This is a genomic window from Janthinobacterium sp. 17J80-10 (assembly GCF_004114795.1).
Taxonomy (GTDB): domain Bacteria; phylum Pseudomonadota; class Gammaproteobacteria; order Burkholderiales; family Burkholderiaceae_D; genus Paucimonas.
Genome location: NZ_CP035311.1, coordinates 1289358 through 1302607, shown reverse-complemented (window position 1 = coordinate 1302607; position 13250 = coordinate 1289358). Strand labels below are relative to the sequence as shown.

Sequence of the window (13250 nt, the reverse complement as noted above, 5' to 3'; positions counted from 1 at the left end):
TTAAGCACCCATTTGATAACTTGGCGAGAAAATAGAATTATGCGCTCGCCACTCATCCAGGAAGTTAGATAGATAACATGAAATACCTCGCAGACGATAAATGGGAAAGACTCCCAATTAACGATTTTCGTGCCCGTTTCTTCGTTGAGACATTTACGGAAAAACTAAGCATGCGAACACCGCATTTCTACCAATCTAGACTGATGAATATATTTAGCAGTTCCCTTGAAGCGTTAACTTACATAAGCGAATATCGATCCAACGACAAAAACGGAGGCTACATACTTTCATCGTTAGACGAGATTGACAGCTGCCTATCGAACGATCCAGTTGCGGAATTTCTCTTCGCCAAAATGGAGGGTTCACGACAACAGATCTTCAAAAAAATTCGAGGGGGAGATTTTAGTTCAGGGCAATTAAATCGCCTTAGCGTCATCTGCAGGGGCGTATTAGCTCGAGAAGAAGACTATGAAAAAGAGCTATTGGCAGATTTAAATAAGGTTTTATTTTCAAACGTAGAACTTGCACAAAAAGATCGATTAACAACAAGCATCTATGCATTGACCGGTCTTTATGTGACTCATCTATTAAACAAAGGCTATTCACCAACATATCTCTTCAACCGCGCAGAACAATTCACAAGAGAAACCAATTATTCCGGCAGGAATTTTAAAGAACAATTCGAGTTTATTACAGAAAAGCTAAGAAGCCATACCACAAGCTTTGAAGTCTATTTTGCCATTCGATCAAACAAACCAAGCAGCTTGCTCGCAATTAATGATGAAGATAACTGCAAATTCTTCTCGACCATTCCCGACGACATTCAAGATAATAAACTAAAAAAATCTTGGGCCGAATTGAATCCAAATGCGATAGCAAGACTGACTATTACGAGCACAGATTTTGTAAGCGCCTCTTGGAGGACAAAAGACAAGCTTGACCAGTTAATAGACGCAGTAACGGCATTAGAGTTAAACCCTCAAATCGCATTTCATCCACACTGCATGGCTATATCTCGGAACCAACAGTTTACTCATGGTGAATCATTGAATATTAGTCTGCTAATTGGGTTTCTCACGTCAGAAAGCGGCACATTTTTTACAAAATCGGACAACACCATCCGGCATGCATTGGCGAAACTAAATATTGAAGGCAAAGAGCATATCGGCAGATCATTGCGATACCTTCGCCTAGCTCGAGAGTCCGTTTCACTAGAACAAAAACTACTCAACCTCTGGATAGCACTCGAGTCACTTTTCTCCGATGGAGAAAATAGCATTTTGCTCAATATCGTGGAATACGTTCCACAAATATATGCGCTGACAGGTCTGCAACGGCGCATCGAGTATCTGAGGGATGCTTTAGTTCGGCACCAAATACCCATCACCCCCTTAGCTCTAAGTATCACTAAAGGTGATGCGGTATTTAATGAAGAATCTACGAGTTCGATTGTCTTTGAAGTATTAAAAAACAAAGATGCAAGCATTGAGCTTTTCAACAGCTTAGGTCCAAAAGAGCACTTGAAATTCAGATTTTATTCTACTTTTATGGACATGAAAGACAACAAATCCTTAGCAGACAGGGTTAAACGCTCGGAAACTGACGTAGCAAGACAATTGCGCCGGATTTACTTCCTAAGAAACAAGATCACCCATACAGGGCATTTTGCAAACATTCGCCCTCAACTAATAACACATTTGCTCGATTACCTCGCAGTTAGCTATGTTGCGATTTCAAAGGCTGCAATTCAAACGAAAAATGACAGACTGCACTCGATAAGTGATCTGTTGGTCGCTTACAAGATGGGAGCAGAAGCTGTTGTGAGCAACATTAATTCTTCAACAGCGATCAACACCTTCGAGGAAATAGTGCCGACCCCATTAATCTAGGACTAGATTACGCCTAATGAATCAGCACCAAGATGATCCAATGCGTAGATACCACTGGACTTTTTCTATTTTAGCTGTGCGAAAACGATCAATGCCGAAGAAATTATGGCAAGTACCACTCCACCATATTTCTCACCTGCTGCGGAGCTGAGTAAATATTGTCTGAGAAAATGATTTGATCTTCATTTACAAATTGAATGTATGGAGTGATTTCCGAAATGGTCTCAGGCGAAAATCCATAACGCATCAGTAAGACGTGAACTACGTTATTCGTCCCAAAACGTAATAACTCGAGCATTTTTTCAGCCCTACTATCGTCTGTCTGCTTCCTGTAAATTTTAAATGCCGCAGAAAACACATCTGACAAAGAGAAGGCAATGACTTGGTCCATGTAATCGTAGGTGTCAAACACGACAGAATCGTAACTTACATCTTTTGCTGCCGTATTCTTGAACAATGGAAAGGCGCTCACAAGCGAACTGTTCGGAATTTGTTCTGCGCATTGGGAGAAGGTCGCTTCACCAATATGGCCGGTATCACGTTTCGATATCTCGCTGTAGCGTATACCTGCAATTTCCCTAAACGTTCTGCCACCAATTGCTAGCATAAAGATCATGACCGCAGTGTTAAAGACCGATGATTCCCCTTTGTAGAGTTCACGATTTACTGAAGTAACGAAGATTAGTCGTAATTTTTCTCTGATCGTTTCTCGAACAGCCTTGTTGACCTCGCCGGAAATATTTTCCCGAATCGATCCACCAGCATAGAGCAAATCTAATATTGCTTTGCATGCATCCTGAATTTTTTGGTCAGAAAGCCTTTGTGCTCTCGGGATTGGCACATTCAAATCATCATCAAAACTACCTTGTCTAATGGATTCACGAAGTTCTTTAGTTTCCCATGCGTCAGTTTCAAAATCCTGGTCGATAACAGAAACTTCACTTAAGGCGAACGGCTCATTTACCCGTCTTATGTACAACTGTGGATTGTCGGTAAAGACATAGCCATAATCAAACTTCCTTTCCGCTGACAAGCGCCCTGCCCGTCCTACTAAGTTTTTAAAAGCAAGGGCTCTTTCTTGCTCATCTCTTCCAATGATCCGATTGCTCTCTAACCACACTATGTCAAAAGGCATATTAACTCCTTGAGCCAACGTGCTGGTGGCAAAACATACTTTGGCAAAGCCGCTCCTGATGAAATCTTCCAAAAGGAATCGAACATCCAACGGTACCGAGCCATGATGGATGACTACGCCTTTTCGTAGTAACGACACCAGCTTTGAGCGGTGCTCGTTTTCATCAGCCCCGAGAATGTGTTCGACTGCTGCAATTATTTCTAACGCTTTAACGTCGGTTACGTATTCAAATCTATCGATATATTCTTCAAAGCTCTCTAAAAATTTTCCACTGTAAATTGAAGCCTTTGAAACAAATATCAGTATCGAGTGATTGCCATTAAATGCAAATTGATTAAAACCACCGCCAAACTCGATGCACTTTTTTAGTAAATATCCCTTTTCATCTGTTGAGGTGAAATAATAATCTTTGTCATTCTTATGGCGATAGATGCAGATCTTCCCAACAGCTCCCTGGCTATAAGAATGGGCATATGCTCGTTCCGAATCGATATTATGTTTTTTGAATTGCGCATCGGGATTTTCCGTAAATGGATGGGCAAAAATTAGTCTAGCATCCGGAAAGGATCTCTGGACACGTCGGACTAGAACATCGAAGATGATTCCTCGCCCTTTTTCCTCAGAAACCTGCGCCTCGTCAAAAAAGAAGACGCCAATCGCCAATTGGTCTCGCATGAGGAATAGTTCTCGAGCGCGTTCAGGTGTTAGAACAAAGATTCGTCGAAGCTCACGGCTCAAGAAGACCTTGTCGACGAACGAGGAAATCATGACATTTTTTTGCTCATTGAAATGACGCTTGATAGCAGAAATATACTCGGCAATTAACGCTCTGGACGGAACAATAACTACGGCGTCTCCAGATTGTTCACAAATGAAATCGCGAATTGAATACGATTTGCCCGCGCTAGTGGGCGCGGATATCGAAACGAACTGAAATTTATCAACGGCGCGTCTGACACTTGCTTGGACAGGAGTTAGGAATGATCCATACTCGGCCTTGTGGTTGTTGCCGATAGTTGCCAGAAGAAGCGAATAAAGATTACTTGGGGCTGGAACCTTATAAAATAATCCTAGAGCTGATATAAAGTGTTCTTCCAGCTTGGAGAACTCTTGAGGATGAAATTCGCTATAGAGAGCGATACTTTCTAAGAGGTCAGAGCCTACTGGCCCCTCTTTGTGTAGCAAGTTTAATAGCTCTAAAAGTTCATCTACTGGTTGCTGGGAATTTTTGATCGAAGCGAGCTTGCTTAACATTCTTCGGTCACCCCAACCAAATAGAAATTGGTCAACCTCTTTGAGGCAACGATTTTAGATGCAGATTTTAAAGCGTTCTCGAATACAACCAATGGTTGTTTCGCGTTAATTGAGAACGCCGCAACAACCCCAAAATTATCCTGATCAAGATGTTGAATTGAAGACTCCTCTACTAGCTTCTCTAAATGATTCCTGTCGCGCAAATGTTTTTCCGCTTGGAGGAAGTCATCAGCTTGCCTAATAGCCAACCCATGCGGGCTACTCGCATTTGAATACTTTGCCTCTCCAAAGTTGATATATTCTGAAGTGCAGACCGTGTGAAAGTCGAAGCCTTCATTTTGCTTAACTTGGGGCTTCCAGAGCTCTGCTATGGGAATCGCAATGTGTTCGAATATTTGTTCGAGCGCGTGAGCTGAGCCAATAGAGACCATGACCTCACCAAATTCAGCCCCAACAGTACCATCCGCGGCGGTCTGCCTAAACGTATTGACAAGCGCATTCGCGGTTTCGCTTACTGTCCTGTCGTAGGCGCGGCGAGTCCCATAATCTAATTTGGTCATCCAAGAGTTGTCGAGAACTAGTGTAGTGATTCGCGCGGCGAATTCATTTAGGTTCTTGACTTTGACGTGACATAATTTAATGTTTGGGTTTCCAGTACCGTTTGTTACGGCTTGGTATGTACACCCCCATTCGCTATCCTCGACTTCTTTTGCTAAGCTCAGACTCATATTGCCCTTTATTGAGTGTGCTCCAGTGAGCATTAGTGGCAAAATGAGAATGATTGAAAGTAATGTAGTTGTCAAGTTGCAACTGTGACGGCGGGATCATTAGTATTGCCTGCAGTCAATAAGATTCATCGGTCAATCATCCTTAAACTCATAAACCCGCCCCAAGCCATCAAAGAGGACTGCAAATGCCAAGGACAATCCCGGTTCAACTTCCAAATGGTCGGTATTGGCCCAAAAAAAGCGATGCGGCAACTCATTTTCGGGAAATGCTTGGTCGGTATTCAGTAGGTGAGCGAGTACAAAATTCAACCGATCATTCCGATTTATCCTCACTCCTTACTGTTTACGATAAAACCGTAGCGCCCGGCGAGCCGACTAAATCTGGAAACGGCATAGCGTACTTCGAGAAAGGATTGGACCGCGATCATCCTGGGCATACGCAGTGCTTTTTTGTTTTTCGAATGGATGGGACAAGCGTTGACTTTAGCTTGAGTCGTGCGCTCGATGCGGTTACTCAATAAATGTCTGTGACCTGTGGTAGAAATCGTGTAAACACCCAAAAAGTGAGTCTTCATGCTAACGATCCGCTTGGGTTTTCGGGGCTCAAACGGAGAGCGAGTTTTCGGCATTGGTGATCGCGTCCATTACGCTGACATCCCAATTGCTCGATTCTAAAAAGTAAATATTTAGCTTCCCGTTGCTCTAGCGACTTTTTTATCGCCCCAAACCTTTTGCGGTATTGCGCAGGCGTCAGGTTCACATGCCGCCTGAACAACCGACTGAAGAAACCGGAATCTTCATTGCCAACTTCATTGGCAATTGCCTCGATCGACTGACTGCCAGCTTCCAGCATCTGCTTGGCTTCTTCCAGGCGCACCGTATGCACATACTCCAGCGGCGGCATGCCGGTAGCTTGCTGAAAATGGCGCTTGAAAGAACGTTCGGCCAGGCCGCTCAGTTCGATCATGGCGGCCACGGGCGACGCCGTTGCATAGTGCTCCGCGATCCATGCCTGTCAGCGCGGGGAGCCTCATTCAGTTTCAACTCATTGAAACTGAATGAGTTTTGGTGCGGTAGCCCTGGGATGCAGGTCACGTACTCTACTATTGCAATGCTGCGGCAATGGCCTCTATCTCCTCTGGCGTCAGAGTGATCGATTGCATGGCAGGTTCGTTTCGAATCGCGGTCGTTATCTGCGCGGCAGATCGTCCCCTTTTTGTTGACGTCGCCAGCGCACCGTGGCAACTGGCACAGTTGTTTGTATAAAGTGCTGCCCCATTAATAGCCGGCGGAGTCGTTGGAGGAGTGGTTGGTGGCGTCGTCGGAGGAGTGGTTGGCGGTGTCGTCGGCGGCGTAGTCGGTGCACTGGCTAGCACTGGCCTGCAGTTGCTGACACGTTGAAGCAAACTTTGCACCCCATCTTTCTGAGGCTTGCCCCATGGGTTCTTGTGTATGCCATTTTGACTTATGCCATCAAGATTCAGTTCGGTAATCATCGTCAAGGTAGCGCCGGCAGGCAGCGTGAAATTCTTAACGAAAAACGTGTTGAATCCGGAAAAAGACACAATGGGGAAGACTGAAACTGGTGCAAAAGGAGGATCGCTGATCAAGGGACGAGCAACGCCATTCTGGACGTCACCTTGTACAAAGGCGACCGTTGTGCCTGTGATGTTCAATCCGGACAAATCCGGAATTTGAAGATTCGCACCGGGGGCGCTTGCCAGGCCCGGCTTCCATCCCATACCGGCCAATCCGGAAGAGGAAAGTGAAATGGCTTCAGTGGATTTATTGCGAATGTCCACTTTCTCCGAAAGACAGGATAATCCGCTTCCCGGCGGTCCTCCCGTGATCGTGTAGACGACACCACCTGTCACCGCGCTCGCACTATACCCAAAAAGCGGGCCTTGAGCATGTAGCTGGTTAGGTGCGACATGGAGTGCTTCATGCTTGTGATCTATGTCCAGAAATCTTGCCGGAGCCGATGGATTAACCAGTATCTCGCGTCCATCAATGGTCCACTTGAGCACACGCGCAAACTGCACCGGATCACTGGCGGTGCCTGAATTAGTGCCTGGGACATCAGTCGTATATGTCAGGCTCGAATTATTGTCCGTGATATTCAAGGACTGCGCTTGCGCCGGCCAGGGACATAGCGCAAGAATCGCCGCAGAAAATAAAGCCGCTATAGCAAACGGGCGAGCGCAAATACTTTTGTGAGCTTTCATGGTCGGAAGATCCTTATTAAAAATAATCAAGGCACGAACTGCATGCAGCAAACCACATCACTTTTCTGATCACGCATAGTGACCGATAGCCACATTTTATGGGTGACTAAAAATGACGTGATTAGGATGTGCGTTGCAGACATCCGTTCCGTGAAATTCTGGGCACGCTGATCCAACACAATGCACTGTCTTCGCCAGCATCATTCCGATTCAAAAAAGTTACAGATCGCCCCTGAAATATTTTTGCCTGGTGCTTCGTTTGCATCATTCCGGTTCAAATAAGTTACAGATAATTCCTGCAGTATTTTTGGCCTGATGCGTCGCAAGCATCCTGCCGATTTCAACAGTGCGCGAACAGTGGCGATTGTGTTTCTCCTTCCAGCATCTAACCTGTCAGATATTAAAAAATTGGTCAGGGAGTCCATCGTGTATCACCAACTCAAGATCTTGGAAATCCATTATGAAACTTCATCTGACACTACTTGGCCCTATCTGCCTACTCGCAGCGTGCGGCGGCAACCCGGACACACCGCAGAATGCCGCCAGCGCTTCCGGCGCCCCGCAACAGGCTTCACTCATTGCATCCGACACAGGCGCGAAAAGCCTGCGCAAGGAATCGCTGTGGAACGTATGGAAGAACTGGCGCGTCAATCGCCATACTCGGCATGATCATCGTGATCAGCCTGAGGTCTTGCCCACGCCAACCGATGACCCGACATCTACGCGCTCAATAACTGATCGGCCAGACGAAATCAATGGTCCGCAAATTCATGTGGTCTATGCCTTGCCATTCGGCGCAACGGATATCAGGATCGATCTGGGGCCAGTCCTGGAGAATTCGACAGGCGCGGCCAACAACTGGCTGGCCAGCCAGACAGGCGGCAGGAAACTGAAGTTTGATACGATCGGCGGCAGGCTGGACGTCACTTTCGTGCAATTGCAGAGAACGGATGCGGAATTTGACGCCTTTGGCGTCAACAAAAGGGACGCGATCGAGGCCGACCTGGCGAACTCAGGATTCCTCCTGCCAGAGAAAATATATGTGGTGTACTACGATGGTGGAAATTCAAGATATTGTGCAGATGCACCGCACCCTCCCGAACTGCAGGGGCAAGTCATCGTGATGTATTTGCAGGGAACGCCCGCCGGCGCACCGCCTTGTGGCAGCAATCCATTCTCAGGCAATTCACTCGCTGCGCCCGGATACTGGGAATTCAGTCTGTTGCACGAAATTATGCACGCATTGGGCGCAGTAGATGCCGACGCGCCCGATTACGACAACACCCATGTCAACTACGATCCGCGCGACCTGATGTACGCAGGGCCAGATCCCTGGGCTCCCAGCATTCTGGATGTCAGAAAAAGGAATTACTACAATCCGGATGGCTTGCCGGCCAACGTCTTTAATCTGGCGAATTCAAGCTACCTGACGAATTGACCATATCGCGGCATTGGTCGGTGCTATTCATTGGGGCGGGGTCACTTTTCATCCGCCACTTCGCCCCCCCCGCATCGCCCCAAACCGCTTGCGATATTGCGCAGGCGTCAGATTCGACGGCAACCCTGTGGAACTGGGTCTGGAGTACAAGGCCCTGCAAGCGAAACTGCCCCGCATGACGGTGGTGGGTGGCTGCTGCGGCACGGACCATCGGCACGTGGATGCCATTTGCCATGCCTTGCAGGGCTGACCATTCTCAGCAAGGGCCTATAAAGTGATTACATAATGCGCGTATTTATGCAGGGCACCTGGACGCATTACCCAATCTGGCTATCCGTGGCGATGCGATTGCCCCCGCATTGTTTCGCAACAGCCAAAGCCTGGTCAGCTTGCTCCAGCATTTGCGTTTGCTTGGCGCCCATTTCGCAGGATGAGTATCCGATACTGACTGTAACGTCATGGCGCACGTTGTCAACCCGGAGCCCGCTGTACTTCAATTTTGTCTGGATACTCTGCGCAAAATGCATGGCGTATTCTTTGCGGCATCCCGGCAGAATTACGGCAAATTCCTCGCCGCCGAACCTGCAGACAATATCGGACTTGCGCACGCGTTTCATCAGCAGTTTCGCAAACTCCTGCATTACGGTGTTGGCAAATGAGCTTCCCTTTTTATTCGAAAGCGCATCGAAACCGTCGATGCTGATCAAAACGAGTGATAGCCCTTTTCCACCGGGATCCCTCAGAAACTCGTTAACCCGTCGGATGAGAACATCATAAAAGTAGTTGTAGTTGTAAAGCCCCGTGACGTCATCCTTGAGAGCCTGCGCTCCCTGGGCATTCAACTCGCAAGCCAGTTGCGTATTCAGCGTCTCGACCATCTCCCGCTGTTTTTTGACGGTCTCGTAAAGCCCCGAATTGACGAGCACCGTGCCAAAGAATTGCGACAATTGCCGGATTACCTGGAATTCGGTCTCGGTTGGGCGATAGATTTCTTTACAGCTGACCAGCGTCAATACCCGGAGCGGCTCACCCTTATGCCATATGGGCATGTGGATAAAAGTGCGCGGTGTCTCAACCAGTTCAACGATTCGCCTGACCTTATCGGTCAACGGCAAATGCCTGAGTGCAAAGACATCCTCGATATACATCGGATAATTCTGTGCAAGCACTTCGCTCACCGTCAACTCAAAATCGATGTCGTCGAAGACCGTTTTTGAATAAAAGTGTTCCAGCCGTTCGGCAATACGCATGTAGTCCGGATCGATCGCAGTCGTCGTTTTGCATACATATCCGGCTTCTTCTTTTTGCCAGATCGACACCAGCTCGACAGGAAACCGCCGCAGGCATTCTTTCGAAATGAGCCGGTAGATCTTTTCGCGTGAATCGAGCGTATTAATCTGGTTGATGAAATCGAAAAACTGATTGCGCTCCAGGGCAGCGTTCTCAATCCCGATCTTGTCTTGCAAAAGCTTCTGCTCGCGCTTGGCTGCAAGAATCCGCTTTCCCGCCAGTGTCATCAGCTCCTGCAAAAACTGGGTGTCGGACGTCAGGATAGGATGCTTCTTGCGCAAGGCCATGATCGTGCCAAATGGCTGGCCGCTTTCTTCTGCGCACAGCGGCACGATGCAGATGGCCCCCATCTTCCATCGCATGAAGCGCGCGCGCGTCGCCCCTGACGAATTTTCGACGTCATTGTGGTCTGCAATGATTGCCCGGTTTGACTGAAAACATTGGGCATTCAGATCTTTTGCATCGAGCGGAAAGTGATAATAAAAGAAGGTATTCCGGTAATTCTCGAATTCAGGTGGGAGCGATACCCAATGGCAAACCAGATTTTCTTTCGCTTCGTCGACGAGATTGATGAGGAGACCGTCAAACTCCCCCCAGTTAAATGCTGCCTTGGCAACGGTGTCGAGTACGGCACTCAGATCCGAAGCATCGCTGAGGGACTGAAACAGGTTGAGTCGGGTGTCGGCACTCATCATGATTTTCATGTCGTCCATGGAATTTCCCTGTTTTCCATACGCCCCTTTGTGCATTTGTTTTTTTAAGTGGGCCAGATTATGAAGTGTAAAACGCGGATTCTTAAAAAATAACAATCATTTAACGTTCTTCTACAGTCAATGTAACAATCCTGTGCATCATTTAAGCTGCGTACGGAATCAGGCACGGCTCGATGTGCCATTACCTATCTTTTAGTCACAAATATATTGATAGTTACTCGCATAGCATCGATTAAAATATCCAATAAAATAGGCTTACCCGAAATCTCCCTCGTTTTTTAAAAAATCCACTTATGTCCACATCCTCTACGCCCCGCACCACTGAGCATCGCCTGCAAGTTGCCACCGTTTTGCACCAGTTCATCGAGAGCAAAGTCCTGCCCGGCACCGGCATTTCGTCTGCCGATTTCTGGAGCGGCTTTGACGCCATCGTGGCCGACCTGGCGCCGAAGAATATTGCCCTGCTGGCTGAGCGCGACCGCCTGCAGCTGGAAATGGATGCCTGGCACAAGGCCAACCCCGGCCCCATCGCCGACATGCCTGCCTACCGCGCCCATCTGGAAAAGATCGGCTACCTCGTGCCGAGCCCGAAAAAGGTCAAGATCAGCACCAAAAACGTCGACGCCGAACTGGCCGTGCAGGCCGGTCCGCAGCTGGTGGTGCCGGTGCTCAATGCCCGTTACGCCCTGAACGCCGCCAACGCGCGCTGGGGCAGCTTGTACGACGCGCTGTATGGCACCGATGTGATTTCGGAAGACAAAGGCTGCGAGAAAGCCGGCGCCAAGGGCGGCTACAACCCCAGGCGCGGCAAGAAGGTCATTGAATACGCGCGCCATGTGCTGGACCGCACCGTGCCCCTGAAAAAGGGTTCGCATGTCGGCTCCACCGGCTACAAAATCAACAAGGATGGCGAACTGGTGGTTTCCCTGAAAGAAGGCGGCACCTCCAAGCTGGCCGACAAGAGCCAGTTCATCGGTTACCAGGGCGACGCCAAGGCCCCGAGCAGCATCCTGCTGCAGCACAATGGCCTGCACCTGGACATCATCATCAACCGCACCACCGCCATCGGCAAGAGCGACGCTGCGGGTGTCGCCGACCTGGTGGTCGAAGCCGCGCTGTCCACCATCCTGGACCTGGAAGACTCCGTCGCCGTGGTCGATGCAGAAGACAAGGTCCTGGCCTACGGCAACTGGCTGGGCATCCTGCAAGGCACCCTGACCGAGGAAGTGCAAAAAGGCGGCAAGACATTTACCCGCGGCCTGAACGCCGACCGCGTGTACACCGCTGCCAGCGGCAAGGGCAAGGTCACGCTGCATGGCCGTTCGCTCATGTTTGTGCGTAACGTCGGCCACCTGATGACCAACCCCGCGATCCTGTACAAGGACGAGGCAGGCAATTTGCAGGAAATCCCGGAAGGTATCATGGATGCCGTGGTCACCACGACCATCGCCCTGCACGACCTTGCCCGCACCAAGAAGGATGCCATCCGCAATTCCCGCAAGGGCTCGGTCTACATCGTCAAGCCGAAGATGCACGGCCCTGCGGAAGTGGCCTTCGCCGCCGAACTGTTTACCCGCGTGGAAAAAGTCCTGGGCCTGCCAGACAGCACTGTCAAGCTGGGCATCATGGATGAAGAGCGCCGCACCAGCGTCAACCTGAAAGCCTGTATCGCCGCCGCTGCCAGCCGCGTGGCCTTCATCAACACCGGCTTCCTGGACCGCACCGGCGACGAGATGCACACAGCCATGCACGCCGGCCCGATGATCCGCAAGGGCGACATGAAGACCAGCGCCTGGATTGCAGCCTACGAGAAGAACAACGTGCTGGTGGGCCTGTCCTGCGGTCTGCGCGGCAAGGCGCAGATCGGCAAGGGCATGTGGGCCATGCCTGACCTGATGAAGGGCATGCTGGAACAAAAGATCGTTCACCCCAAGGCCGGCGCCAACACCGCCTGGGTGCCCAGCCCCACCGGCGCCACGCTGCACGCCCTGCACTACCACCAGGTGCTGGTCTCCGACGTGCAAAAGGATCTGGAAAAGACCAATTACGAGAAAGAGCGCGACGGCATTCTCAACAACCTGCTGCAAGTGCCGGTTACCGCCACCCCGGACTGGTCCGATGCCGAAAAGCAGCAAGAGCTGGACAACAATGCCCAAGGCATCCTCGGGTATGTCGTGCGCTGGGTCGACCAGGGCGTGGGCTGCTCCAAGGTGCCCGACATCCACAACGTCGGCCTGATGGAAGACCGCGCCACGCTGCGCATCAGCAGCCAGCACATGGCTAACTGGTTGCTGCACAAGGTCGTCACCGAGGCGCAAGTCACGGAAACCTTCGAGCGCATGGCCGCCGTCGTCGACAAGCAAAACGCCGGCGACACGCTGTACCAGAACATGGCCGGCAACTTTGGCACCAGCATGGCCTACAAGGCAGCATGCGACCTGGTGTTCAAGGGCCTGGAGCAGCCTAGCGGCTACACCGAGCCGTTGCTGCATGCCTGGCGCCTGAAGGTGAAGGCTCAAGGCTAAAGCCCGGCGCATCGCCAAATGAAAAGCGGGTAGTGCTCATGCACTACCCGCTT

11 protein-coding genes are annotated in these 13250 nt (G+C 49.8%); 4 read left to right on the top strand and 7 right to left on the bottom strand.

Annotated features, from left to right (window positions below; genetic code table 11):
* Positions 1-77: 77 nt before the first annotated feature.
* Positions 78-1889, top strand: a complete 1812-nt coding sequence (locus tag EKL02_RS05915; RefSeq protein WP_128901183.1) for a hypothetical protein — start codon at positions 78-80, stop codon at positions 1887-1889.
* 103 nt (positions 1890-1992) lie between these two features.
* Here the strand turns inward: EKL02_RS05915 and EKL02_RS05910 are convergent, their stop codons facing one another.
* The 6 genes from EKL02_RS05910 to EKL02_RS18130 all read right to left on the bottom strand — a co-directional run bounded on the left by EKL02_RS05910 (position 1993) and on the right by EKL02_RS18130 (position 7656).
* Positions 1993-4278, bottom strand: coding sequence for a DEAD/DEAH box helicase (locus tag EKL02_RS05910; RefSeq protein WP_128901182.1), 2286 nt, complete (start codon positions 4276-4278; stop codon positions 1993-1995).
* Positions 4272-5006 (bottom strand): hypothetical protein, encoded by a 735-nt coding sequence (locus EKL02_RS05905; RefSeq protein WP_128901181.1) that lies wholly within the window; start codon positions 5004-5006, stop codon positions 4272-4274. The genes EKL02_RS05910 and EKL02_RS05905 overlap by 7 nt, the downstream gene beginning before the upstream one ends.
* Before the next feature lie 132 nt (positions 5007-5138).
* Positions 5139-5315, bottom strand: a complete 177-nt coding sequence (locus EKL02_RS18495) for a hypothetical protein (RefSeq protein ID WP_241687801.1) — start codon at positions 5313-5315, stop codon at positions 5139-5141.
* A 262-nt stretch (positions 5316-5577) separates the two neighbouring features.
* A complete protein-coding gene (locus EKL02_RS05895; RefSeq protein WP_128903399.1) occupies positions 5578-5973 on the bottom strand; it encodes a helix-turn-helix domain-containing protein in 396 nt (131 codons plus the stop codon).
* Positions 5974-6109: 136 nt separating this feature from the next.
* Positions 6110-7231 carry a cytochrome c gene (locus tag EKL02_RS05890; protein ID WP_128901179.1) on the bottom strand — a complete coding sequence of 374 codons (1122 nt, stop codon included), beginning with the start codon at positions 7229-7231 and terminating at the stop codon, positions 6110-6112.
* 200 nt (positions 7232-7431) lie between these two features.
* Entirely contained in the window at positions 7432-7656 is a 225-nt protein-coding gene (locus tag EKL02_RS18130; RefSeq protein WP_164931962.1) for a hypothetical protein, read from the bottom strand.
* A 35-nt stretch (positions 7657-7691) separates the two neighbouring features.
* On the opposite strand from EKL02_RS18130, the gene EKL02_RS05885 reads away from it, so the two are divergent.
* Both EKL02_RS05885 and EKL02_RS18490 read left to right on the top strand, forming a co-directional pair.
* Positions 7692-8669, top strand: a complete 978-nt coding sequence (locus tag EKL02_RS05885) for a hypothetical protein (protein ID WP_164931961.1) — start codon at positions 7692-7694, stop codon at positions 8667-8669.
* Positions 8670-8796: 127 nt separating this feature from the next.
* Positions 8797-8919: a homocysteine S-methyltransferase family protein gene (locus EKL02_RS18490; RefSeq protein ID WP_241687800.1), complete on the top strand. Its 123-nt coding sequence runs from the start codon at positions 8797-8799 to the stop codon at positions 8917-8919.
* A gap of 67 nt (positions 8920-8986) precedes the next feature.
* Here EKL02_RS18490 and EKL02_RS05875 read toward each other — a convergent pair whose 3' ends face one another.
* Positions 8987-10672 carry a diguanylate cyclase gene (locus EKL02_RS05875; protein ID WP_164931960.1) on the bottom strand — a complete coding sequence of 562 codons (1686 nt, stop codon included), beginning with the start codon at positions 10670-10672 and terminating at the stop codon, positions 8987-8989.
* Between the two features lie 293 nt (positions 10673-10965).
* Here EKL02_RS05875 and EKL02_RS05870 point away from each other — a divergent pair, with 293 nt between their 5' ends.
* Complete coding sequence (locus EKL02_RS05870; protein ID WP_128901175.1) at positions 10966-13197, top strand: malate synthase G; 2232 nt, start codon at positions 10966-10968, stop codon at positions 13195-13197.
* Positions 13198-13250: the final 53 nt, after the last annotated feature.